The organism is Flavobacterium sp. RSSB_23 (assembly GCF_051547145.1).
Taxonomy (GTDB): Bacteria; Bacteroidota; Bacteroidia; order Flavobacteriales; family Flavobacteriaceae; genus Flavobacterium.
Window position 1 is genome coordinate 1 of the sequence record NZ_JBPTTO010000008.1, and the last position, 23,524, is coordinate 23,524.

The window sequence follows — 23,524 nt, forward strand, 5'->3', positions numbered from 1 at the left end:
AGGCGTCACTTTCGAGCGACTGAAAACCAAAAAAAACTAAAAATGAAAAGTGAACATAAAGAACTTTACAAACAAATTGATGAAATTCTTTGGCAAGATTGAGACCCAATTGGAATAAATGACGAAGAAAATATTAGGAATGAATATTATGGTTACATCCCACAAGTTTTTAGTTTAAAAATACAAGGTGCGGACAAAAACAAAATTGTCGATTATCTTTATGAAATGGAAACAATAAATATCGGAACAAATGGAAACAAACAAAACTGTGAATTTGTTGCCGAAAAATAATAAATTTATAAAACTAAATGGCATCAAACGTTCCGACAGTTAGACAAACATCTTGGATTTCAGTTATTCCACAAATTTCATTTATGCTAATTTTAATTTTCATTTATCATAAAATGAATTTTGAAGACCCTGCATTATATGGCGCAATTACATACCTAACAATCTCTATGTCTTTGAGATACTTTGTGCCGAAAAACCACCGTGAAGGATTGAAACTTACTAAAGAACATAAATTTGAAAATGCAATTCCGAAATTTGAAAACAGTTATAAATTCTTTACTCAAAATAACTGGATTGACAAATATCGATTTATTACACTTTTGAGTTCTTCAAAAATGAATTACAGAGAAATGGCGCTGTGTAACATTGCATTTTGTTATAGTCAAATTGGAAATGGTGAAAAATCAATTGAGTATTATAAAAAAACGTTAGAAGAATTTCCCGAAAATGGACTAGCACTAACGGGGTTAAAAATGTTAACTTCAATTGAGAATAAATAAAAAAGCGAACACCTAACAGCTACTACAACGGATTTGGGCATTGGGCTTAATGGGAAAATGGTTTTGTATTTGGTAGTTTAGTGATAACCGAAAAATAAATCTTAATTTAGAACCCAAACCCGCTGTAGTACCAGAACGTTAGCGTGTATAGCTCCGTTGAAAAGACATAGCCGACATCAACCAGACGTTTTGCAACTGAGAAATAGTAATGAACTAGCAAGCGTGCCGACGCAAATCAAGCTCAGAATCTGACAGTGAAATTCCAAAGAAAAGCAAATGTGAATCACTTTGCGGAAAATAGAAAGCGGAAAAATTTTTCGTGCTTTTTTTTGAGTTTTAATGGAGAAACATAATTCCGAAGACAAACAGAAAACTGAAAAGCTACCGAAATTGAAACGTGAAAAAGTTGCCGACAATGGACTGAAAAATTGGAACGGATGAACTTTCGTGCTTTTCAAACGTATCGCTACACACCCTAACACACGTTACAAGCAAGCTGGGCAATTGGCTTAATTTGAAAATAGTTTGTATTTGATACATTTGTTTTTAACCGAAAGATTACGCATCTTTAATCCCAGCCTGCGTGTAGCGCGGGAACGTTAGCGGTCAGGCTAAAAAAACGACACGAATCAACTGAAAAATGAAAAGAATATTTATAGCAATTTTGACAATTACAATTTTGACTAACTGTAATAATTCGAATAACAAACCTGTCGACAATTCTGACCGCTTAGAATTAGTTCCAGAAAGCGACAAAGAAATAAGAGAAGAAAACGAAAAACAGAAAGAAAAACAATTGTCTTGCACATTTTCTGAGCCAGATACTTCTGTTGTTGGAATTAAGATTAGAAATGCCGAAAGCATATTAAATATTTTAGGCGAAAAAACAAAATTAGAGGGTGATTCAACATATATTCTCTATTCAAATGATAAAAAACAAAAACTTGAACTAACAATACATCCTGGAGAATCTTATAATCAAGTGAGTATTTTTAATATATCATATACATATAAATCGAATCTAAAATTAAGACAAATAAAATCAAAAGAATTTGAAACCGAAAAAGGAATTAAACTAGGAATAAGCAAAAGACAAATCATTGAAAAACTTGGTAATTGTTATATAGTAAAAGATAGTTCAAAAAATAGTATTGAATTAAATTATAGGCTTGAACTTCCTAATGATAGTAAAACCAAAATTTTAAAAACCAACAATCTGCCAATTTATTATGCTTCATATAAACTGACAAATGACAAACTTGAAAGTATTGAATTTGGCTTCGAATATCCATAAACAAAAAAAAGCCCGAACCGCTAACAGCTACTACAACGGATTTACTTCGTCTGTTCGGCTTGCAGCCTCGGGTGGGCAATTGGCTTAATGGGAAAATGGTTTTGTATTTGGCAGTATAGTGACAACCGAAAAATAAATCTTAATTTAGTTCCCAAACCCGCTGTAGTACCAGAACGTTATAGGGCAGTTGAGCCGAAATTACGCAGGCAAATCCAATTTGAAAATAAATAGTTGTTTCCGCCGCACGTTTACAAAGCTGAAGTGTGAAAATTTGAAACGTGAAAATTTGAAACGTGAAAATTGGAAGCGCCAGCAAACCTTGAAAATAGGATTCTAACGACAAGCAGACGAAAAACGGAAGTGTGAAAACGGAAGTGTGAAAATTGCACTTTGCCAACAGAAGCGTGAAAAGCTGAAGTGTGAAAAACGAAACTTACCAAGCAAAACTTGAAAAGCAGACTCTAACGAAAGTGAACAGGCGAAGCAAATCTAAAATTGGGACTCACCTACTCTAACGTAAAAAATGAAAAAGTGTGAAAGCTGGAATTGGCCAACAGAAGCGTGAAAAATTTGCGGTTTAATTGTAATTTCGACTAAACAACCGCCCTATAACACACGCTACAAGCAAGCTGGGCAATTGGCTTAATTTGAAAATAGTTTGTGTTTGATATATTTGTTTTTAACCGAAAGATTACGCATCTTTAATCCCAGCCTGCGTGTAGCGCGGGAACGTTATAGGGCATTTTAGAAAAAAACACAACAATTATGAAACTTAAGATTCACTTGTTTACTTTACTAGCTGGTACTCTTTTTTTAGTGTCTTATTTTTTAAGTGACTTCCTTTGGGAGAATTTATGGATATTTTACTTGATACCTCCCCTATTCTTTGGTTTTTCTTTTCTAGGTTTTTTCGTGATGGCAATCTTAAAGAAAAACAGAACAGGAATCATCATTGGAGTTTTAATTCTTGGAATCTTTTTGAGTTCTGAATTAGTAAATTCCGAAATTTTCAAGAGCGGAAAAATATTAGAAGCAACTCTAATTGATGACCAAAGTGCAATGCGTTTGACTCTTCGAGCTGACAAGAAATTTGAAATGGAATCCTCAAATTTGTTTAGTGAGAAAATATATAAAGGAAACTATCAACTTATTGATAACAAAATAATATTCAAGGACAAGCGAGACGACAACAATTTTATTCCTGATACAGTGTCAATTATTGGAGACAAAATAATAATCCGTTTTGACAAAAATGGCAAACCAATTACAGACTTCGCAAGATACTTTGACATTAAAAGAAATAAAATAAAAAACGCCCTATAACAGCTACTACAACGGATTTACTTCGTCTGTTCGGCTTGCAGCCTCGGGTGGGCATTTGGTTTGATGGGAAAATGGTTTTGTATTTGGATTTTTAGTGACAACCGAAAAATAAATCTTAATTTAGAACCCAAACCCGCTGTAGTACCAGAACGTTATGCCGTATTGCTCCGTTGAAAAGACACGACCGACATCAACCAGACGTTTTGCAACTGAAAAAATAATAATGAACTAGCTAGCGTGCCGACGCAAATCAAGCTCAGAATCTGACATCGAAATGCGAAAGAAAAGCAAATTTGAATCACTTTTCGGAAAACAGAAAGCGGAAAAATTTTTCAATTTTTTTTTTTGAGTTTTAATAGAAAAACATAATTCCGACGACAAACACAGAACAGAAAAGCTACCGAAATTGGAACGTGGAAAAGTTACCGACATTGGACTGGAAAATTGGAACGGATGAACTTTGGTGCTTTTCAAACGTGTCGCTATACACCCTAACACACGCTACAAGCGATTTGGGTACTTGGTTTAATGGGAAAATTGGTTTGTATTTGGAAGTTTTGGCTAATCAGAAAAATAACGCTAATTTAGTACCAAACCGCGTGTAGCGCGGGAACGTTAGTGGTAATGCAACCGTTGAAAACTAAAAATGAGTAGAAGAAATAAAAAAATTCCACTAAAAAGCAGAAAAAGGAATGAATCAAAAATAATGATTCTAAAATTATTTATTGGTGCTATCGCATTTTTTTCATTTTTTTATTCACTTAGAGAATTCAATAATTTTACAATTATTAGCTTTAAATTATTAATTATTATATTTTTTTTATCAGGTATCTTAATCTCTAGTATATTTTATATTTTTAGAACAACTAAAGCTGAAAAGCATTTGAGTCTTTATAATTTTTTCGCTCTAAAAACTTTAACTTATGGTTCAATATTTTGTGCGATATTCTTTTTGACAAACGATTATTTCTCTAATGATAAAGAATATATTATAAATTCATTCATATTTGAAAAACATAAAGCATATAGAAATTCCCCGAATTATATAATTACGCAAATTAAAGGAGTGGAAAGAGAAATTAATATTCACGACTATAACTTTGAAGAATTACAAAACTTTAATAATGTAGAAATTAAAATGAAAAACGGTTTTTGGGGACTTCAGATTATAAAAAAAGTAAAACTAAAGAAGTAAATGTGAAATAAGCACTACCACTAACACACGCTACAAGCAATTTTACATCAACATTTCGTTAAATGAATGCAATAAAAAAATATTTTATAATTTGGTGGATACCAATAATTGGATATCTACTTCCTTTTTTAATTTATACGTTAGGAGCTATTTTAAAAAACGATGATGTTATTGACTTCGCTTTAATTGTGTTTTTCATAAACATATTAGCCAATTTTATTTCTTCAATTGTTCAAATTGCGATAAAGAAATGGTATTTCTTAGTTCCTCAAATTTTAATTTCAGGATTCTTATTTTATTATATTTCAATATTTTTCACATTTTCTCCTCCTGATTATTATGGAGCAAACAAAACAATTCCAAAGAATGAAAAAATTGAAAGTCCAATAGAAAGAGAAATTAATGAAAGTGATTTAGCCGCAAACGATTTTAAGTTAGCTTCTATTTCGCAACCTGGAATTTATAATTTTTACACTAATTATCAACCTAAAGTAAATGGAATATTATATATCAAAGCATACGAAATCACCTCAAATGATAGATTATCAGAGGACAGAATAACTGAGCGGTCAAAAATTTTAATTGAAAATCAAACCGAAAAGCTATATTCTGGTGAATTTACAATTTATGAAGGCTCTTGGGGTGATAAATTTGGCGCAAGAATTGAACTTTGGTTCAAACCAAAAAATGAAAAAGAATACAAAATCACAGAAAAAAATTATGTTGTAGAAGGCTGGATGCGCTAAAAAAACTGCTGGTAACACACGCTACAAGTAAGCTGGGTAATTGGCTTAATTTGAAAATAGTTTGTATTTGATGCATTTGTTTTTAACCGAAAGATTACGCATCTTTAATCCCATCCTGCGTGTAGCGCGGGAACGTTATGCCCAATTATATAAACGACAACATAATGACAATTAAGAACATTTTAGCAACATTTATTCTGACAACATCTAGCTTGACAATTTTTGCTCAAGACAAAGTAACTACAGAGCTAAAAACTTTATCGGACAATAAACAATTCGATAAAATTATCGAACAATACACTTCTAATTTTAACGACTATTCCGCAAAATCGTTGTATTATATTGGGTTAGCTTATTATATTAAAGAAGACGATAATAATTGCATCAAGTTTATGAATTTATCCATAAACAAAGACCCGAAAGACCCTGCATCATTTTACATTAAAGCATCTACTTTAAATTATATGCAGAAATATGATGACGCTATAAAAAATTTTCAATCAGCAATTAATTTAAAATCGGATGATGCAGAATTTTATAGTGGACTTGGCGATTCCTACTATAATTTAGAAAAATTAGATTTAGCACTTGAAGCATACAAAAAAGCAACCGAACAAAAGGATTGTCCTGATAGGCCTTACTCATTTTTGGCTCAAATTTACTCTGACCAGAAAAATAATGATAAAGCTTTAGAAGCATTTTATATAGCAAAATCAAAAATTGACAAAAAATCTAATTCATACATAAATACATTATTTAATATTGGACTACTCGAATCATTAAAAGGTAATTATGAAAAAGCTGAACCAGCATTTGTTGAACTATTACAATTAGACCCTACAGATTATCATTCATATGCAAAGCTTATTCAAATATACTATCACAAAAAGGAATATGATAAAGCCAAACCATACAAAGACAAATTGTACGATGCTCACAAAAATGGGTTGTTAAAAGATAATTTAAAAGATATGTTCTGCTATGACAAATTCAAATGGGATAACAAATTAATTCAAGCTTACGAAAGATACGAAGAAAGTTCAAAAGATATTTACAACAAACACTTGTTCTATGTTGTAAATCAAGACGACAAAATTGAATATAGAATTCAAACAGAATATTCTCCAATTTCAGTAGAGCAAGTTGGGGCAAAATATCTACTCTGCCGTACAAAAGGAGATACGCATTCGACATACAACATTGGTTTTGACGACAACTTCAAATATGATGACTTGAAGAAAAGCGTAATTGATATTCTTGAAGAAAAAGTTAAACCGTCAGCGACTTCAAGACCAACTAAATAACAAGAATAACTGGGCATAACACACGCTACAAGCAATTTAGTCGAATAGTCGATAAAAAATTAATAGAATTAAAATGAACGTAAAAAAAAGTGTATTAGAGCAGAAATCAAATCGTGAGCTTGAAGAATACATACAATCAGAAAGCAGATTTACTCCACAAGCAATCAATTATGCATTCAAAATTTTACAAGCTAGAGGGAAAAAATTTTCAGAAGAAGAAATTGAAATAATAAATTCTCAAATTAATCATACTAGTGAACGTGACGCTATAACTCTTCATCCAAATGAAATAAAATCATCGAATTTAATATTAATATCTGCTGGATTTGGGTTTCTGTATATGTTTGTATCGCCAAAAGTTTTTATTTCCTTTTCAACAATATTAACTGGAATAATTACAATAGGAATAATTATTGCAATTGGCATAGGAATTAGAAATGGAATACAATGGATTAAATATGTTATAGCTACATTAGTTGTTTTAGGATTGTTTTCCTTACCTAGTACTATTATTCAAATAATCAATTCAAATTTGATTGCTGGGATTATATATATTACTCAATCGGCATTGCAAATCATCGCTGTCATTTTATTGTTTATTTCGAGGGAAGAAAAATAAACTGCTGGTAACAGCTACTACAACGTTACCTGCTATATTACATAACCAAAATGAGAAAAACACTTCTAAAATTTCATATAATTTCAGTTTCGTTATTAATTGTAAATTTTTTATGTGGAATTACTTTTGACATAAGCTTAAATTATAGAATAGCATTACTTGTCAAAATATTGTTTTATTTATTCGGAATAGTTTTGTTTTTCCTTAATCTTAAACCATTTAAGAAGATTGCACTTTATTTTTTATTTTATCTAATTTCTCCCCTTTTACTTTTCCTTTCAATACTAATTGATGGAATTTTTTGCGGAATTTTGATTTCCTTTTTTGTGTTTTTCATCTCCCCGCCTGACGTTAGATTTCAAGATGAAAATATTAAAATTTATAAAGTTCATAGTGGATTGCTAGCAAGTTGTTGTCAATATGAAATTACTCAAAATGAATTCTTGCTTTTTGAGAAAAAAATTGGAGAATTTAAATTTGAAGAAAACCTACAATTTGAAAAGAGCAAAATAAACTATACAGACAAAAAACTAACAATAAAAATGTTACTGAAAGAATACAACGCAGAAACTGAAAATTACTATGCTAAAGATTCTGTAATTAACATTCCGTTGAAAAGATACAGCAGGTAACAGCCACTACAACGGATTTACTTCGTCTGTTCGGCTTGCAGCCTCGGGTGGGCATTTGGGTTAATGGAAAAATGGTCTTGTATTTGGGATGATTTGGCAAATCCGAAAATAGAGCTTAATTTAGTCCCAAACCAGCTGTAGTGCCAGAACGTTACCTGCTAGTTTACCAAAAAAGACCGCTAAAAACAACAACTTAAATTAATGAAATTGAAGAAAAAACCGAAAATCATTATATCAATTATTATTATGCTTTTCGCAATCTATAGTTTTTTGTTAAGCGATTTCAACCCAATATTTAAAAGTAAAGAATTTGTTTATCTGACAAATTCGTTAAAAGAAACTCGAAAAGAGAATTTTAAATCAATTGTAGAAATTTACAATGAAATACATAAAACGGTAAAAGAAAAGAGATGCAGTTGTGAAACTGCATCTACATTTATTGGCCCATACAGACACGGGTTTTCTTTGACAAAAAAATTATATTTATTAAAAGTTGAAAAGAAATTTTCTAATAACGAATGTTTGAAATTTCAATTAATACATTATGATTTTGGAAATGGAAATATTGGAGTAAAAAATGCATCGAAATTTTACTTTGACAAAACTGTTGAGCAACTAAATGAAGAAGAAAAAATTACTATTGTAATTATGCTTGAAAATTCAAGCTTATATAATCCCGTGAGAAACAAAAAAGGAATAATGAATAAAGTAAGGATTTATCAAAGAATATTGCGAAAAAAAACCAGCAGGTAACAGCTACTACAACGGATTTACTTCGTCTGTTCGGCTTGTAGCCTCGGGTGGGCAATAGGCTAAATGGGAAAATGGTTTTGTATTTGGCAGTTTAGTGATAACCGAAAAATAAATCTTAATTTAGTTCCCAAACCCGCTGTAGTACCAGAACGTTAGCAAACATTTAAATGGAATTTTGGAATTATAAAAATATTGAGAGGTTTAGAATTGAAGATTTGGGAATCTATGATGCCGAAATTTTATCACCCGACTATTTACAAGAAAAAGAATTATCATATTCAAATTTAAAGAAATTAAGAACCGAATGGCTTAAGGTTTTACCTAAACTGGAAAAACTTAAATATTTATACATTGGACATCAAGTTAGTCAAGAATATTTTGAGGCTATTTGTAAAATTCCAAACTTGAAAGGACTTTGGATTAAAACTAGTCAAATTAAAGATTTTAGTCAAATTGGTAATTTAAAAAATCTCGAGCAACTAAATTTTGGCGGTAGTTTATCAATAACAAATCTGAATGGAATCCAAAATCTAACTAATTTAAAATACTGCGTTTTGAATAAATTTTTTGGACTAGAAAATCTAAACGAATTATCTGATTTAAAGACTTTGGAAAAACTTCATTTATTTGCTGGAATAGACGGTAAAAAGTTAAATATAAAATCAATCGAGCCTTTGTCCGAATTAAAAAATTTAAGGGAACTTGCATTAGATATAAAAACTAATCTTGATATTAAACCAATATTAAAGTTGAGACAATTGGAACTGTTAATAGTCACAGATTATTATCATTCTGAAATTAGAAACGGATTACCAAAACGAACTGAATTAAGATAAATAAACGTTTGCTAACACACGCTACAAGCAAGCTGGGCAATTGGTTTAATTTGAAAATAGTTTGTATTTGATACATTTGTTTTTAACCGAAAGATTACGCATCTTTAATCCCAGCCTGCGTGTAGCGCGGGAACGTTGGCGGTCAGTTTAGCCGAACGAAAACTAAAAAAACCTCATATAAATTTAAAATAAACAAAATGACCATTAAAACTTTCTGGATAATCTCAATAAAAATTTTAGGTTTACTTTTAATTTTAGGTGCACTAACTGTAATACCTCAATGGCTAACGTCTATCTATTCTGCTTATCAAACTGGAGATTTTGAAAGCTTAACTATTGTAACTTTAATTTTTTTAGCAATATTAATTGTTTATTATTTTGTCTTTAAACTTTGTGTTTTTAAAACCTCTTGGATAATAGAAAAACTAAAACTCGACAGAGATTTTGAAACTCAAAACATCGAGTTAAATTCCAAAAGCTTTACAATTATTTCAATTGCAACAATTGTAATTGGTGGTTTAATGTTCGTGGAAAATATTCCTCTATTACTAAGAGAAATTTTTATTTTTTTTCAGCAAGAAAGTTTATTCAAAGATTATCCAAAAACAGGATGGATTATATTTGACTTCTGTAAAGTTATTATTGGATATTTATTGATGACAAATAGCAGTAGAATAGCCAAATTTATTGATAAACCGAAAAAAGACGTATAAAAAACCGAACCGCCAAAACACGTTACAAGCAATTTGGGTATTAGGCTTAATTTGAAATTGGTTTTGTATTTGGAAGATTTGGCAAATCCGAATAATGGGCTTAATTTAGTCCCAAACTGCTTGTAGCGCGAGAACGTTGTGTGCAATACGAATGAAGAACTTTATATTTTACATATTTACATTTTTTACGACTTTGGTTTTTGCTCAAAAACCTACTGAATTGAATTGGAATTATATTGACTTCATAAAAAATGATGTAAACAAGGTTTCTAAATATTCAATACCATTGAGAAAAAATGGTAAAGTCAAAAAAAGAGATAGCACACTACTATTTAACAAACAGATTGATTTAAAGAACAAAACAGTTTTTGGAATTGAAAGTAGTTTAGTCGTTGTTACTCACGTTGGCACTCATTTAACTTGGAATAAATTTAAAGATTATTACACAGAGAATGGTTTAATTCTAAAAACGACCAGTTCACCTTTAGAAATCGAGAAAACAAAGAAATTTGGTTTTATAGAGTATGATGAAAGTGTAGGTGAAACGATTTATGAATATGACATCAACGAAAACCTTAAACGAAAAGAATATCGAACTATAAATAATCACTACTCTATCTACAAATCATCAAAAGATACTACGCTTCATTTAAAATCAATTTATAGACCACAGATTTACGAATATGTATTTAATTCAGATAATCAAGAAATCAAACAATATAATACAGTCGATAGTACAAGATATTTAAAAACAAAAAGTTATAATCCCAAAAACAAAACAGACGCTGTTATTTGTTCATATTGTCACTCAAAATACTTGAATATTGAGTGGAAATACGACGAAACAAAAAAACTTATTGAATGGATTTCTTACACAAGAGAAAATAAATTACATACCAAAAGATATTACTATTACGACAATCAAAATCGATTAAAAAAACAGATTGACTCAACAGGTTGGTATGTTTACAATAAACCAATTTGGGAATCAACGAAAACTTATGAATATGGTTTAGATAAAACAACAGAAACCATAAACAACAATACCGAGTCAAGGTTTGGTGCATATTACAAGCAAGAAATCACAGTTTTAGATACTGATAAAAATGTGATAAGGGAATGTAAATTAGCAAATGACCAAAAAGAATGTTCCGATTACTCATACGAATGGAAAAACGGAAAATTAATCGAGAAAACAGTAACAAAATCAAACGGAGAAATTATCAAGCAGAAATTCGAATACAATAATAGAAATCTATTAACCGAAGAATCTGAATATCAAAATGGAAAACGGACTGAATTGATAAGATATTACTATGAATAAAGAAAGTACTGCACACAACAGCCGTTTCTCGCAATTGCGAATTTTGTGGTAAGTTCACGTTCACGTTTCGCAAGAATTTTTATCTTTAACAGAAAATAATTCGTTCCGAAGTTCGCAACTGACGAGAAGCGGCGGAACGTTGGTGGCAAGTTTGAAGAAAATCAGTTCTTAAAAGAAAGATTCTAAAAGCGATAAGTATTGAAAATTTACAAAAGAAAGAATGAAAATATTTTATACGATAATTATCTTGACTTTTTTTCGCTTGTTAATATTCAGAACGAAAAAGTCCGAGGTAATTATAAATTTGAAGTCGGTAAAATGAGCCGATACTATGACGCTAAAATTCAGTTTAAAGACAGCGTATTTGTTTTGACTTTTTCAAACGGAATAAAAAGTACTGGCAAAATAAATTATTATCGCACACTAACTAGTTTAAATATTGATGTAAATACAATTATAGACTTTAAAACATCCGAAATTAAAAATGACACAATTGAATTTTCAGTTCACGACAAAAGAAGTTTAAATGTTAACTATTTAGACACCTCAATTGATGTAGGTTATTTTATTCGTGCGAAATAAAAACCAGCCACCAACAGCTACTACAACGGATTTGGGCAATAGACTTAATGGAAAAATGGTTTTGTATTTGGCAGTTTAGTGACAACCGAAAAATAAATCTTAATTTAGAACCCAAACCCACTGTAGTACCAGAACGTTGGCGGTAATATTAGCCAAAAATATCAAAGTAAAAATCCAACAGAATTGAACTAATCAATGGAAAATCTAAACGAACAAATCCGACTTCATTCACTTGGTGCAACTGTAAGGCATAAATCTACTTTTGAAAATCTAATTTCTTTCAAAAACGAAAAAGAATTAACTCCCGAATTTATTAAAACTTGGGCTGTTCCTTTTTATATGAATCTAGAACAAACTAATCTAGAATGGTTTGAGCTATTATTAGAGGCAAAAAAGAAAATAACTAAAGAAGATGTTATAAAACTGCTTGGAGATTTTAACTGGAGAACTAGACAAACTGGTGCATTCTTCGCAATAATTAACGACTATTCAGATTTAATAGACATTATTGGTGTACATTTCCTAAAAAGCGAAGTTTGTTACGCTGGACGAATTTACGCATATATGTTTGCTTGCTTAAACAACAAAAAATCAATAGAATATTTAGAAGACTATTTAGATTATTATTTATCCAAAAGCGAACTTTGGTTTGACCAAAGTGAAGCTATGGAAGCTTTAGCTTACATTGACAAAATAAATAACAGCAACTTAATTGACAAGCACAAAACAAATTGGCTGAAGTTTATTCATGACAAACCAAATTGGAACGCAGAAATTAACACCGAATATTTGGAAAACTATATCGAGTTTATAAACAAAGTTAAAGACCATAAATAGAAAATACTACCGCCAACAGCTACTACAACGGATTTGGGTAATAGGCTTAATGGAGAGTTGGTTTTGTATTTGGGATGATTTGGCAAATCCGAAGAATGGGCTTAATTTAGTCCCAAACCCGCTGTAGTACCAGAACGTTGGCGGTAATGTTGCACCGAAAGACAAGAAATAAACCACATTAAAGAAATAATTTTTGGAAAAATAATTAAAAATGCAGAAAACGGAAAGTAGAATTAAAATTATTGGAATATATCAAATCATTGGAGGTTTAATTGGATTAATTGCTACAATACCGTTATTGGTTAAATTTGGGTTCACAAATGGAACGACATTTAAAATGTTTCTCCTGTTTTTATCATTGTATTCCTTTTCAGTATTTTGTGGTTATTTACTATTAAAAAAGCAATTTGAAAAAGGATTAAACTATTTAATTGTAAACCAACTAATTCAAGTTTTAAGTTTTTCAATTTTGGGTTTTACTTTTAAATTTTACTCAGGTCTATTTCTTAGCTTAGGTTTGAATTTAACAACAGATGCAATTTTAACCTATAACTTTGGACTTACAACTTGGAATTTTAAGCTAAATTCCGAAAACGGAATAATTGAAATTAGTATTAATTTAGTTGCTCTGATTTTAATCAATATCGTATTTAACTTAAAAGAAAAATTGAAAGCCCAAAAAACGCAATCAATTAACAATAACTAACCAGTGAAACGAAAAACACTACCGCAAACAGCTACTACAACGGATTTACTTCGTCTGTTCGGCTTGCAGCCTCGGGTGGGCATTTGGCTTAATGGGAAAATGGTTTTGTATTTGGCAGTTTTGTGACAACCGAAAAATAAATCTTAATTTAGTCCCAAACCCGCTGTAGTACCGGAACGTTAGTAGCCATTTTACAACAAACGAATGAAAAAGACAATTACGTTTTTTACTATATTAATTTTTAACTTTTGTTTCTGCCAAAATGAGCAAGAAATCAAAAGTTCTTTAGAAAAAATATCTGAAGAATATTTAAGCGAAATGTATATTACAAAAAGTATGATTCAGCCTCTAAAATTTGGGATAATGGAATGCTAGTTGAAATGCAAAACTATTACATTAAAAGCGGTCAAGGCAATTTTTCGGATGTCACTTTAACTGAAATAATAAAAACTGATGTAGAAAAGTATTTTAATAAACTGAATAAGTTTAAAGTCGATAAAATATTTGACACTCAAATAGAAGATGTAAATGACAAAGTTATCGGATATGTTTTTTTTGAATATTCAGAAACTCTAATAAACAAATCAGAAAAAATAAAAACAATGTTGACTTTGATTTCTTCAGACAATGGAAAGACTTGGCGAATTCAGGATTGGAAAATTAAAGATATTGCAGACAAAGTTAACCGAAGATTATACTAAAAAAAACGGCTACTAACAGCTACTACAACGGATTTACTTCGTCTGTTCGGCTTGTAGCCTCGGGTGGGCATTAGGCTTAATGGGAAAACTGTTTTGTATTTGGTAGTTTAGCGATAACCGAAAAATAAATCTTACTTTAGTCCCAAACCCGCTGTAGTACCAGAACGTTATATGCCATTTTAGACAAGACAACAACCAACAAAATACAACGACAAGACATTGGAAACATACATTACAAAACTTAAACACATTCTTCCGACTTTTTTCATTATTGCTTTCTCGACAATTATCGGACTTTCAATTTTTCGTTGGCTCTTTGCAATTCAATTTGATATAATCGACATTAAAGAAGAAGTTTGGTGCTTTTGGTTACCTATGGGACTACCTTGGATACCTATCTTAATATGGTTAAGACCAAGATTTAGAATTCTTACTTTCAAAAAAGACAATGACAATGGACGTTTTTTCTTCCAATTTTTATCTGCAGCGACAATTATAGCTTGTCTTTTAGTTTCACAAAATTATTTAACTACTGCATCAGGAAAACTAATAGAACTATCAACTATTAGCGACATTAATAAAACAGAGAAGGCTCGTTATTACAAGCTGACAAATTTTTCAGTTGCTCCAAATTATGCTGGTTCCTTCACAGATTTTCGGACAAGTGGCAAATACAATCAACACTTAAACTTCGATGTTTATTTTGTTTTACCAATTCTCAAAGACAAATCTGAAACGATTAGGTACATCCCTAAATATTGGTATGGTGTAAAATTTAAAGAGCAAATCAGCAATAAAATCAGCCCAAAAGAAAAAGAAAGAAAGTATGAGGCATTTTATAATCAATGTATTGAAAAGATGAACAAATATGACTTTTACTCTTTAGACCACTTTGAACGAAAACCAACTTCTGACGATAGACAAAACTTTTTGAAAGCAATTGAAGCTAGAACAAAACAAGCAACGGATGAGAATTTCATTGTTTTAGAGCCAATAAAAGAAAGATTTGAAGATAGAAATGGGAATAAGTTTGCTTGGATTTTTGGTTCATTTGGTATTGGACTTGGTGTTCTTTTATTTTTTTTAATATGGCCAGGTTACAGCGAAACAGAAAAGAAAAGATTTTTAACCGGTAAAAAACCAAAACAAGACGATTTAGTTGATATGTTAAACTACCTTGTGCCAAAAGGCGACCATTTTGCAACTTCAATAATTTTAGACCTAAATATTCTAGTCTTTTTATTTATGATTTTCTCTGGTCTTAACATAATTTCTCCAAATGGAATGGAGCTTCTGCAATGGGGTGCAAACAGACGACTTGAAACAACTGGTGGAGAATGGTGGAGACTATTATCAAGTATGTTTTTACACGGTGGTATTATGCACTTGATTTTAAACATTTCAGGACTTGTAATTGCAGCCATTTTTGTAGAACCATTACTCGGTCGAAAAAAGTATTTCATCTTGTATATTTTATCTGGACTTTGCGGTAGTCTTGCAAGTATTTGGTGGTATCCAAACACAATTAGTGTTGGTGCATCAGGTGCAATATTTGGACTTTATGGTGCAATACTTGGACTGCTTTTAACAAACGCATTTCCAGAAGGTGGTAAAAAAGGAATACTAATGATGATTGGAATTTATGTTGGCATAAATTTACTTTGGGGCTTAACAGGTGGCATTGACAACGCAGCTCATATTGGCGGACTTTTAAGCGGAGCATTAATTGGAATAACATTATACAAAACTGACAGTGGACACAAAAACGGCATATAACACACGCTACAAGCAAGCTGGGCAATTGGTTTAATTTGAAAATAGTTTGCATTTGATGCATTTGTTTTTAACCGAAAGATTACGCCTCTTTAATCCCAGCCTGCGTGTAGCGCGGGAACGTTGGCGGTAATGTCAGAAGAAATCGTAAAACGAAATATATGAAGAAGTATTTATTCTTATTTTTAATAATTGCAAGCTGTAATAAAACAAATCCGAAAAAAGAAAACTTAGCAGTTATAAAAGAAAATTCTACTGCAAAAAGGGAATTAAAAAAATTTTATGATTGTGACAAAATTGACCATTACTATCTAGATATCTCGGAAGAAAAAGTAATGAAACTTGCAGAGATTAAGAATAGAAATAAAGACCAAAATAACTTAATTGGTTTATTAGTTAGTCATTACCCTGATTCTATTTCAGAACCGAATTTTGAAGCTAACTTACTTAAATATAAATTTATAAAGACTGAACTGAACAAAATAAAGAAGACGGAAGTAGAAAATATATTTAGTGAAAAAGATTCTGTACAAACAGAATTCTCATCCTGTTTACCATATTATCGCGACATATTCATTTTTAAAAAGAAAGATTCAATTGTTGGAATAGCTAAAGTTTGTTTTGGTTGCGGAGTTTCCATATTTAGAGGAAGCAAAGTAAATACTGATGGTTTTGGATTATATAGTGAGTTGAATAAATTGAAAAAAATTATACGTTAAAAGTAAGTGCACTACCGCCAACACACGCTACAAGCAAGCTTGGCAATGGATTTAATTTGAAAATAGTTTGTGTTTGGTGCATTTGTTTTTAACTGAAAGATTACGCATCTTTAATCCCAGCCTGCGTGTAGCGCGGGAACGTTGGCGGTAATTTTACCGAAGAAAACCGAAAAATCAAGAAATATGAAAATTCTACTTTATATCTTCTTTTCATTTATTTTAATACCGTGTAATGGACAATCTAAAACTGGAGATAAAAAAAACATTGAAAAGCGAAATACTGAACTAGATTTAAAGATAACTTATCCGAAAATAAACCATCGTGAAATTCCTCAAACTTGGAAAAGTCTTGATGCAATTCAGAAAGATTGGATTAAAGTCGAAAAGGATAAAGACGGTTATTTAATATATCAACCTTGTGATGGAAAAACAGAAACAGTAAAACTTGATGATCGTCTTACAATAAATTGGAGAATAGAAGAACCACAAAAATTTGAGCTTGAAAAATTCACAAGATTAACCGAAAATAAAGCATTCAGAGCGGATGCTTATGATATTGAAAATAAAATAGGTTTTGAAATAAAAGCAAGAATTGTAGATTACAAAAACGGAATTGTTTTATGGGAATTTAACGGTATTAAATGGTTAATGACACCAAAAGAAAACTTTAAAAGTTTCAGAATTATAAAGAATAATTGCGAAACAGGAAAAAGAAAGGAATTAGAATTTTTGCCAATAGAAGAGTAAATAAAAAAACTACTGCCAACACACGCTACAAGCAAGCTGGGCAATTGGCTTAATTTGAAAATAGTTTGTATTTGATGCATTTGTTTTTAACCGAAAGAATACGCATCTTTAATCCCAGCCTGCGTGTAGCGCGGGAACGTTAGCGGATATTTTAAAACGAAATACCATGAATGACAATAATGCAATTAAATTTTAGAAATGGACTTCTTTAAAAAAGGTACAACAAACTTAATTGACTTTGTAAGAGAGCCTTCACTACCGTGGGCAAACAGGGTTGTTATTTCTGCTGCTGGAATTATTGCAAGTGGTTGGACATTTGACAATAAAGTGTTTTTATTTTCGGTAGACGGCTATTCAGTATCAGACCCAATAACAGGTCAAAGACAAATAAGAAACTATGATGAGGACAATTCCGCTATGTCAAAATTTTCTAAAGACAATTTAGAATTTACTGTTGATGAAATTGGACAAACAATAAAAATATTTGGACTTCGAGGTGGGGATGGAAATCATTGCACAACAGACTTTTGGAATTTGGACTCTTTTACTCCATCACTTGGAGAGCAAATAGTTGGAATACAAAACATGAGGACAAGACAACATCAGAGTGAATATTGGAAAGAGTTCGAACTAATATCATTAACTAGACTAGAATACACTACACTGAAATTTGGTTTTTCACCGAACGAAAAACATTTTGGAATATTTGGTTCAGGTGGAGCTGAAATATTTACAAGACAATGATAAAAACATCCGCTAACACACGCTACAAGCAAGCTGGGCAATTGGCTTAATTTGAAAATAGTTTGTGTTTGATACATTTGTTTTTAACTGAAATAATGTGCATCTTTAATCCCAGCCTGTGTGTAGCGCGGGAACGTTAGTGGCAATACGACCGCAGAAACCGAAAAACAAGACATACTATGAAAATTTTTATTTTAATATGCATTTCAATTACTTGTTTTTCTTGCAAACCTAAATCTGAATTTAAAAAAATAGATTTCGAAAGTTTTGAAATAACTGTTCCTCAAAATTGGTCAGAAATTGAACTTAATGGAACTGATAGTTATGTTGGAGGAATTGTAACGTCTGAAAAAGATACATTAATTTTTGATATTGGAGCATATTCATCAGACGTTTCAAAAAATGATTTACCTTTAGTTTTCGACAAAAAAAGTTATGCGGAACTAACTGAAAAGCAAAAGAAGCTTTTAAAAAACACTAAACATTTAATTGTAGACACAATATCAGGAAAAATAGATTTTAAAAATTATCTAACACAAAAATTTGAAATTGTAGAAATTGATTGTTTCAAAGCAAAAATAATTACAACAAGAAACAAAGGATATGGAACAACTGGAATTTATATTGACAGTCTAAAAGGCGGTGGACAAAATTCAAATAAAACTAAATTTTCCTTTTATGGAGAAAACCTTCAAGAGAAAACAGAAAAAGAATTTTTAAATACAATAAAAACAATCAAACTGAAGAAGTACTGCCACTAACAGCTACTACAACGGATTTACTTCGTCTGTTCGGCTTGCAGCCTCGGGTGGGCAATTGGCTTAATGGGAAAATGGTTTTGTATTTGGTAGTTTAGTGATAACCGAAAAATAAATCTTAATTTAGTTCCCAAACCCGCTGTAGTACCAGAACGTTATAGGGCATTTTAGAAAAAAACACAACAATTATGAAACTTAAGATTCACTTGTTTACTTTACTAGCTGGTACTCTTTTTTTAGTGTCTTATTGTTTAAGTGACTTCCTTTGGGAGAATTTATGGATATTTTACTTGATACCTCCCCTATTCTTTGGTTTTTCTTTTCTAGGTTTTTTCGTGATGGCAATCTTAAAGAAAAACAGAACAGGAATAATCATTGGAGTTGTAATTCTTGGAATCTTTTTGAGTTCTGAATTAGTAAATTCAGAAATTTTCAAGAGCGGAAAAATATTAGAAGCAACTCTAATTGATGACCAAAGTGCAATGCGTTTGACTCTTCGAGCTGACAAGAAATTTGAAATGGAATCCTCAAATTTGTTTAGTGAGAAAATATATAAAGGAAACTATCAACTTATTGATAACAAAATAATATTCAAGGACAAGCGAGACGACAACAATTTTATTCCTGATACAGTGTCAATTATTAGAGACAAAATAATAATCCGTTTTGACAAAAATGGCAAACCAATTACAGACTTCGCAAGATACTTTGACATTAAAAGAAATGAAATAAAATAAAAAAACGCCCTATAACAGCTACTACAACGGATTTACTTCGTCTGTTCGGCTTGCAGCCTCGGGTGGGCATTTGGTTTAATGGGAAAATGGTTTTGTACTTGGATGTTTAGTGATAACCGAAAAATAAATCTTAATTTAGTTCCCAAACCCGCTGTAGTACCAGAACGTTAGTGGTAATGCAACCGTTGAAAACTAAAAATGAGTAGAAGAAATAAAAAAACTCCACTAAAAAGCAGAAAAAGGGATGAATCAAAAATAATGATTCTAAAATTATTTATTGGTGCTATCGCATTTTTTTCATTTTTTTATTCACTTAGAGAATTCAATAATTTTACAATTATTAGCTTTAAATTATTAATTATTATATTTTTTTTATCAGGTATCTTAATCTCTAGTATATTTTATATTTTTAGAACAACTAAAGCTGAAAAGCATTTGAGTCTTTATAATTTTTTCGCTCTAAAAACTTTAACTTATGGTTCAATATTTTGTGCGATATTCTTTTTGACAAACGATTATTTCTCTAATGATAAAGAATATATCATAAATTCATTCATATTTGAAAAACATAAAGCATATAGAAATTCCCCGAATTATATAATTACGCAAATTAAAGGAGTGGAAAGAGAAATTAATATTCACGACTATAACTTTGAAGAATTACAAAACTTTAATAATGTAGAAATTAAAATGAAAAACGGTTTTTGGGGATTTCAGATTATAAAAGAAGTAAAACTAAAGAAGTAAATGTGAAATAAGCACTACCACTAACACACGCTACAAGCAAGCTGGGCAATTGGTTTAATTTGAAAATAGTTTGTATTTGATACATTTGTTTTTAACCGAAAGATTACGCATCTTTAATCCCAGCCTGCGTGTAGCGCGGGAACGTTATCACTCATTTTAAACCAACTGCTATTTGAAAAATATTTGGAAAATATTACTTGTCATTTTTATTTTCATAATTATTGGACTTGTCATTGTTACTGATATTTTCGATAGAGGACAATATTATTCGACTATCGTACCGAAAGAAGAAATGATTGAATTTTATATGTACAAAACAACTGAAGAGCAAGAAAAAGCCTTTGAAAAGAACTTTGGGAATCAAAATATAGTTTCCCAAGAGAAGAAGTTGCAGAAGTCAAACTATTTAGAAACAGATTTTTGTTAAGTCGTTTGACTTCAAAAACGTTATCGAAATCAAGTAAATCAGAAGTAATTACTTTTTTTAATAATCCTGTTAATTTCGATTGGGGTGAAACAACTTGGGGAGTTGCTGAATCAGAATATATTTTGAGATTTTATAATAAGGAAGATAAGGAAATCGGTAAAATTTGGTTGTGTTTGGAAGGTTGTGGAATGACAAAATCAATACCTTTTTCGCCGAATATGAAATATGGAGGGTTAAGCAAAAAGGGAAGAAAAAATATTAGTCTAATTTTAAACAAAATACTAACCGAATAAAAAAACGAGTGATAACAGCTACTACAACGGATTTACTTCGTCTGTTCGGCTTGTAGCCTCGGGTGGGCAATTGGCTTAATGGGAAAATGGTTTTGTATTTGGCAGTTTAGTGATAACCGAAAAATAAATCTTAATTTATAACCCAAACCCGCTGTAGTACCAGAACGTTAGCAGTAATACAACAGCAGAAATGGATAAAATAAAGATTACGGTTTCTTCTCTACTAATTTGCTTTATTATGCAAGCACAGAAAAAGTCAGAAGCTGAAAATTTTGTTAATGACTTTTTTAAGAGCAAAAAAATAGAAAAAAGTTTACTACACCGAAAAAATATGGCCTTCCTATTTACAAACAATAGAAAAAGCTTTAAAAGAAACTACGCTTCAAATTTGGGATACAAGATTTCCAAAATTAATTGATGAAATACCTATCAGTATACTATTCACAAATAAAGAAATGGATTATGTATATAAAGAGATTGAAGAGAACAACATAAAAGGTTGGGCAAAGGGGAAACTAGAAAACTCAGAATTTATTGCTAGTGAAAACGCTGAAAAATATTATGGGATTTATTGCTTTTCAAAACCAGTTTTTTTTAGGAATAATACAATATGCATATTTTATTACGAGGGTAATGAATTTGGAAGTCTAGTTACATACATAAAAATAAATGGTGAGTGGAAATATTATTCTAGTTTTTTTCAGTGGGTTAATTAAGTACTACTGCTAACACACGCTACAAGCAATTTGGGCATTTGGTAATTAAAAAATTGGTTTTGTATTTGGAAGATTTGGCTAATCCGAATAATGGACTTAATTTAGTCCCAAACTGCTTCTAGCGCGGGAACGTTATGGGCTATATATCTGAAAAACCGAAAAAATTAAATTTGAAAAGACCTTTTGTCAACGTATTAATTACATTATTATTAATTTCTTGTTCAGCGAAGAAATCAATTGTTGTTGATTATAATTCCGAAAAATTGTGCAACGGAATTAAAAATATGACAAAGTATATTGAAAACTCAAATGAAGTGAAAATATATTTTTCCGAAGACAATACTGACGTAACAGAATTAAAATACGAAGTTGACACTTTAGTAACTGAAGGAGTTTCTTTTTCATTCTTACAGTCAGAAGTTGCAAACTTCATAAAAAATGAGGAAAAAATCTCGTTAGGTCAAGCTAGCAAAAGACTTGAAATAAAGTTTTTAGCAAAACCAAACATGAAACTAAATTCAGGTTGTTTAAAAAAACTAAATATAAATAACCCGAAAGTTAATATCCGATATTATTATTATCCTGAATATGGGCTACTCACCGCAGAAATATCTAAAATAAAATACATACCTGAATATGGAAAAGGTTTTTTAATCTTAGCAAAAGTTGATTTAAATGGAGAAATAAAAACACTAAAGACAACATTTTGGGAAGAATAAATACAGCCCATAACAGCTACTACAACGGATTTGGGCAATAGGCTTAATGGGAAAATGGTTTTGTATTTGGCAGTTTGGTGATAACCGAAAAATAAATCTTAATTTAGTCCCAAACCCGCTGTAGTACCAGAACGAATGTTATGGGCTATGGTAGCCGACCAAAACGAAAAAATTAACCAACCAAAATAAAATATGATTACCGATTTTAAAGACGTAATGTCAAAACGAACTGACGATGAACTTATCCAAATTGTAACTATAGACAAGAATAAATACCAACCTTTAGCTATTGAAGCTGCAGAAGAAGAAATTAAGAAACGTAACATAGATACAACAAAAATTGAGCAAGTTAAAGTTGACTTAACAACCAAGATAACAGAGCAAGAAGAATTTGAAGCTACTAAAGTAAGTTCTTCAACAAGATTTATAAATTTCATAATAGACACAATTGTATGGTTTATAATTGTAGCAATTTTGACTAATCCAATAAACACAAAAAGTCCCATTCAAATGTTATTCGGATATTTTCTATTTTTTGCTTGTTATATTGGGTATTATGTGTTTATGGAAACAAAATATCAAAAGACAATTGGAAAGTTTATAACCAAAACAAAAGTTGTGAATAAAAATGGAACTAAACCAAAAGTTGGAGATGTTTTAAGAAGAACATTTTGCAGACTAATTCCATTTGACAGAATTTCATTTTTGTTTACGGCAACAGGTTTTCACGATAGACTTTCAGATACAACAATAATCAAAGATGTAAATTAATTAATACCTAAAAAAAA

The 23,524-nt window shown here is 30.7% G+C and carries 29 protein-coding genes; all 29 read left to right on the plus strand.

Going from position 1 to position 23,524, the window contains the following annotated elements; genetic code table 11:
* Positions 1–308: 308 nt before the first annotated feature.
* The 29 genes from ACSVH9_RS12265 (at position 309) to ACSVH9_RS12405 (ending at position 23,507) form a co-directional block, all read left to right on the plus strand.
* Entirely contained in the window at positions 309–791 is a 483-nt protein-coding gene (locus tag ACSVH9_RS12265) for a tetratricopeptide repeat protein (RefSeq protein ID WP_438063962.1), read from the plus strand.
* A 640-nt stretch (positions 792–1,431) separates the two neighbouring features.
* Positions 1,432–2,085, plus strand: coding sequence for a hypothetical protein (locus tag ACSVH9_RS12270; protein WP_438063963.1), 654 nt, complete (start codon positions 1,432–1,434; stop codon positions 2,083–2,085).
* Between the two features lie 765 nt (positions 2,086–2,850).
* Positions 2,851–3,408, plus strand: a complete 558-nt coding sequence (locus tag ACSVH9_RS12275; RefSeq protein WP_438063964.1) for a hypothetical protein — start codon at positions 2,851–2,853, stop codon at positions 3,406–3,408.
* 431 nt (positions 3,409–3,839) lie between these two features.
* Positions 3,840–4,013, plus strand: coding sequence for a hypothetical protein (locus ACSVH9_RS12280; protein WP_438063965.1), 174 nt, complete (start codon positions 3,840–3,842; stop codon positions 4,011–4,013).
* A 41-nt stretch (positions 4,014–4,054) separates the two neighbouring features.
* A complete protein-coding gene (locus ACSVH9_RS12285) occupies positions 4,055–4,603 on the plus strand; it encodes a hypothetical protein (protein WP_438063966.1) in 549 nt (182 codons plus the stop codon).
* A gap of 62 nt (positions 4,604–4,665) precedes the next feature.
* Positions 4,666–5,349 carry a hypothetical protein gene (locus ACSVH9_RS12290; RefSeq protein ID WP_438063967.1) on the plus strand — a complete coding sequence of 228 codons (684 nt, stop codon included), beginning with the start codon at positions 4,666–4,668 and terminating at the stop codon, positions 5,347–5,349.
* Positions 5,350–5,513: 164 nt separating this feature from the next.
* Positions 5,514–6,653 (plus strand): tetratricopeptide repeat protein, encoded by a 1,140-nt coding sequence (locus ACSVH9_RS12295; RefSeq protein WP_438063968.1) that lies wholly within the window; start codon positions 5,514–5,516, stop codon positions 6,651–6,653.
* Positions 6,654–6,726: 73 nt separating this feature from the next.
* Positions 6,727–7,272, plus strand: a complete 546-nt coding sequence (locus ACSVH9_RS12300) for a hypothetical protein (RefSeq protein ID WP_438063969.1) — start codon at positions 6,727–6,729, stop codon at positions 7,270–7,272.
* Positions 7,273–7,322: 50 nt separating this feature from the next.
* A complete protein-coding gene (locus ACSVH9_RS12305; protein ID WP_438063970.1) occupies positions 7,323–7,904 on the plus strand; it encodes a hypothetical protein in 582 nt (193 codons plus the stop codon).
* 201 nt (positions 7,905–8,105) lie between these two features.
* The gene (locus ACSVH9_RS12310; protein ID WP_438063971.1) at positions 8,106–8,657 is read left to right on the plus strand and encodes a transglycosylase domain-containing protein; all 552 of its coding nucleotides are present in this window, start codon (positions 8,106–8,108) and stop codon (positions 8,655–8,657) included.
* 167 nt (positions 8,658–8,824) lie between these two features.
* Positions 8,825–9,493: a hypothetical protein gene (locus ACSVH9_RS12315; RefSeq protein ID WP_438063972.1), complete on the plus strand. Its 669-nt coding sequence runs from the start codon at positions 8,825–8,827 to the stop codon at positions 9,491–9,493.
* A gap of 197 nt (positions 9,494–9,690) precedes the next feature.
* Entirely contained in the window at positions 9,691–10,206 is a 516-nt protein-coding gene (locus tag ACSVH9_RS12320) for a hypothetical protein (protein WP_126739971.1), read from the plus strand.
* Between the two features lie 151 nt (positions 10,207–10,357).
* Positions 10,358–11,530 (plus strand): hypothetical protein, encoded by a 1,173-nt coding sequence (locus ACSVH9_RS12325; protein WP_438063973.1) that lies wholly within the window; start codon positions 10,358–10,360, stop codon positions 11,528–11,530.
* Between the two features lie 318 nt (positions 11,531–11,848).
* Positions 11,849–12,112 (plus strand): hypothetical protein, encoded by a 264-nt coding sequence (locus tag ACSVH9_RS12330; protein WP_438063974.1) that lies wholly within the window; start codon positions 11,849–11,851, stop codon positions 12,110–12,112.
* A gap of 195 nt (positions 12,113–12,307) precedes the next feature.
* Complete coding sequence (locus ACSVH9_RS12335) at positions 12,308–12,949, plus strand: DUF6000 family protein (RefSeq protein ID WP_438063975.1); 642 nt, start codon at positions 12,308–12,310, stop codon at positions 12,947–12,949.
* A 211-nt stretch (positions 12,950–13,160) separates the two neighbouring features.
* A complete protein-coding gene (locus ACSVH9_RS12340; RefSeq protein ID WP_438063976.1) occupies positions 13,161–13,655 on the plus strand; it encodes a hypothetical protein in 495 nt (164 codons plus the stop codon).
* Between the two features lie 368 nt (positions 13,656–14,023).
* Positions 14,024–14,356, plus strand: coding sequence for a hypothetical protein (locus tag ACSVH9_RS12345; protein WP_438063977.1), 333 nt, complete (start codon positions 14,024–14,026; stop codon positions 14,354–14,356).
* Between the two features lie 219 nt (positions 14,357–14,575).
* On the plus strand, positions 14,576–16,132 hold the full coding sequence (locus ACSVH9_RS12350; protein ID WP_438063978.1) for a rhomboid family intramembrane serine protease: 1,557 nt from the start codon (positions 14,576–14,578) through the stop codon (positions 16,130–16,132).
* A 158-nt stretch (positions 16,133–16,290) separates the two neighbouring features.
* Entirely contained in the window at positions 16,291–16,848 is a 558-nt protein-coding gene (locus ACSVH9_RS12355) for a hypothetical protein (RefSeq protein ID WP_438063979.1), read from the plus strand.
* A 183-nt stretch (positions 16,849–17,031) separates the two neighbouring features.
* Positions 17,032–17,595, plus strand: coding sequence for a hypothetical protein (locus tag ACSVH9_RS12360; protein WP_438063980.1), 564 nt, complete (start codon positions 17,032–17,034; stop codon positions 17,593–17,595).
* Between the two features lie 198 nt (positions 17,596–17,793).
* Positions 17,794–18,339: a hypothetical protein gene (locus ACSVH9_RS12365; RefSeq protein WP_438063981.1), complete on the plus strand. Its 546-nt coding sequence runs from the start codon at positions 17,794–17,796 to the stop codon at positions 18,337–18,339.
* Between the two features lie 179 nt (positions 18,340–18,518).
* Positions 18,519–19,100 carry a hypothetical protein gene (locus ACSVH9_RS12370; RefSeq protein WP_438063982.1) on the plus strand — a complete coding sequence of 194 codons (582 nt, stop codon included), beginning with the start codon at positions 18,519–18,521 and terminating at the stop codon, positions 19,098–19,100.
* A 185-nt stretch (positions 19,101–19,285) separates the two neighbouring features.
* On the plus strand, positions 19,286–19,834 hold the full coding sequence (locus ACSVH9_RS12375; protein WP_438063983.1) for a hypothetical protein: 549 nt from the start codon (positions 19,286–19,288) through the stop codon (positions 19,832–19,834).
* A gap of 198 nt (positions 19,835–20,032) precedes the next feature.
* Entirely contained in the window at positions 20,033–20,581 is a 549-nt protein-coding gene (locus ACSVH9_RS12380; RefSeq protein ID WP_438063984.1) for a hypothetical protein, read from the plus strand.
* A gap of 172 nt (positions 20,582–20,753) precedes the next feature.
* Positions 20,754–21,008, plus strand: a complete 255-nt coding sequence (locus ACSVH9_RS12385; RefSeq protein WP_438063985.1) for a hypothetical protein — start codon at positions 20,754–20,756, stop codon at positions 21,006–21,008.
* Positions 21,009–21,013: 5 nt separating this feature from the next.
* Positions 21,014–21,301: a hypothetical protein gene (locus ACSVH9_RS12390; protein WP_438063986.1), complete on the plus strand. Its 288-nt coding sequence runs from the start codon at positions 21,014–21,016 to the stop codon at positions 21,299–21,301.
* A 455-nt stretch (positions 21,302–21,756) separates the two neighbouring features.
* The gene (locus tag ACSVH9_RS12395; RefSeq protein WP_438063987.1) at positions 21,757–22,017 is read left to right on the plus strand and encodes a hypothetical protein; all 261 of its coding nucleotides are present in this window, start codon (positions 21,757–21,759) and stop codon (positions 22,015–22,017) included.
* Positions 22,018–22,187: 170 nt separating this feature from the next.
* Entirely contained in the window at positions 22,188–22,736 is a 549-nt protein-coding gene (locus tag ACSVH9_RS12400) for a hypothetical protein (RefSeq protein ID WP_438063988.1), read from the plus strand.
* A gap of 192 nt (positions 22,737–22,928) precedes the next feature.
* The gene (locus ACSVH9_RS12405; RefSeq protein WP_438063989.1) at positions 22,929–23,507 is read left to right on the plus strand and encodes an RDD family protein; all 579 of its coding nucleotides are present in this window, start codon (positions 22,929–22,931) and stop codon (positions 23,505–23,507) included.
* Positions 23,508–23,524: the final 17 nt, after the last annotated feature.

Bases quoted from the DNA above. Each gene is read 5' to 3' on its own strand.
- ACSVH9_RS12265 (WP_438063962.1), top strand. From the start codon at position 309: ATGGCATCAAACGTTCCGACAGTTAGACAAACATCTTGGATTTCAGTT.
- ACSVH9_RS12270 (WP_438063963.1), top strand. From the start codon at position 1,432: ATGAAAAGAATATTTATAGCAATTTTGACAATTACAATTTTGACTAAC.
- ACSVH9_RS12275 (WP_438063964.1), top strand. From the start codon at position 2,851: ATGAAACTTAAGATTCACTTGTTTACTTTACTAGCTGGTACTCTTTTT.
- ACSVH9_RS12285 (WP_438063966.1), top strand. From the start codon at position 4,055: ATGAGTAGAAGAAATAAAAAAATTCCACTAAAAAGCAGAAAAAGGAAT.
- ACSVH9_RS12290 (WP_438063967.1), top strand. From the start codon at position 4,666: ATGAATGCAATAAAAAAATATTTTATAATTTGGTGGATACCAATAATT.
- ACSVH9_RS12295 (WP_438063968.1), top strand. From the start codon at position 5,514: ATGACAATTAAGAACATTTTAGCAACATTTATTCTGACAACATCTAGC.
- ACSVH9_RS12300 (WP_438063969.1), top strand. From the start codon at position 6,727: ATGAACGTAAAAAAAAGTGTATTAGAGCAGAAATCAAATCGTGAGCTT.
- ACSVH9_RS12305 (WP_438063970.1), top strand. From the start codon at position 7,323: ATGAGAAAAACACTTCTAAAATTTCATATAATTTCAGTTTCGTTATTA.
- ACSVH9_RS12310 (WP_438063971.1), top strand. From the start codon at position 8,106: ATGAAATTGAAGAAAAAACCGAAAATCATTATATCAATTATTATTATG.
- ACSVH9_RS12315 (WP_438063972.1), top strand. From the start codon at position 8,825: ATGGAATTTTGGAATTATAAAAATATTGAGAGGTTTAGAATTGAAGAT.
- ACSVH9_RS12320 (WP_126739971.1), top strand. From the start codon at position 9,691: ATGACCATTAAAACTTTCTGGATAATCTCAATAAAAATTTTAGGTTTA.
- ACSVH9_RS12325 (WP_438063973.1), top strand. From the start codon at position 10,358: ATGAAGAACTTTATATTTTACATATTTACATTTTTTACGACTTTGGTT.
- ACSVH9_RS12330 (WP_438063974.1), top strand. From the start codon at position 11,849: ATGAGCCGATACTATGACGCTAAAATTCAGTTTAAAGACAGCGTATTT.
- ACSVH9_RS12335 (WP_438063975.1), top strand. From the start codon at position 12,308: ATGGAAAATCTAAACGAACAAATCCGACTTCATTCACTTGGTGCAACT.
- ACSVH9_RS12340 (WP_438063976.1), top strand. From the start codon at position 13,161: ATGCAGAAAACGGAAAGTAGAATTAAAATTATTGGAATATATCAAATC.
- ACSVH9_RS12345 (WP_438063977.1), top strand. From the start codon at position 14,024: ATGCTAGTTGAAATGCAAAACTATTACATTAAAAGCGGTCAAGGCAAT.
- ACSVH9_RS12355 (WP_438063979.1), top strand. From the start codon at position 16,291: ATGAAGAAGTATTTATTCTTATTTTTAATAATTGCAAGCTGTAATAAA.
- ACSVH9_RS12360 (WP_438063980.1), top strand. From the start codon at position 17,032: ATGAAAATTCTACTTTATATCTTCTTTTCATTTATTTTAATACCGTGT.
- ACSVH9_RS12365 (WP_438063981.1), top strand. From the start codon at position 17,794: ATGGACTTCTTTAAAAAAGGTACAACAAACTTAATTGACTTTGTAAGA.
- ACSVH9_RS12370 (WP_438063982.1), top strand. From the start codon at position 18,519: ATGAAAATTTTTATTTTAATATGCATTTCAATTACTTGTTTTTCTTGC.
- ACSVH9_RS12375 (WP_438063983.1), top strand. From the start codon at position 19,286: ATGAAACTTAAGATTCACTTGTTTACTTTACTAGCTGGTACTCTTTTT.
- ACSVH9_RS12380 (WP_438063984.1), top strand. From the start codon at position 20,033: ATGAGTAGAAGAAATAAAAAAACTCCACTAAAAAGCAGAAAAAGGGAT.
- ACSVH9_RS12395 (WP_438063987.1), top strand. From the start codon at position 21,757: ATGGATTATGTATATAAAGAGATTGAAGAGAACAACATAAAAGGTTGG.
- ACSVH9_RS12405 (WP_438063989.1), top strand. From the start codon at position 22,929: ATGATTACCGATTTTAAAGACGTAATGTCAAAACGAACTGACGATGAA.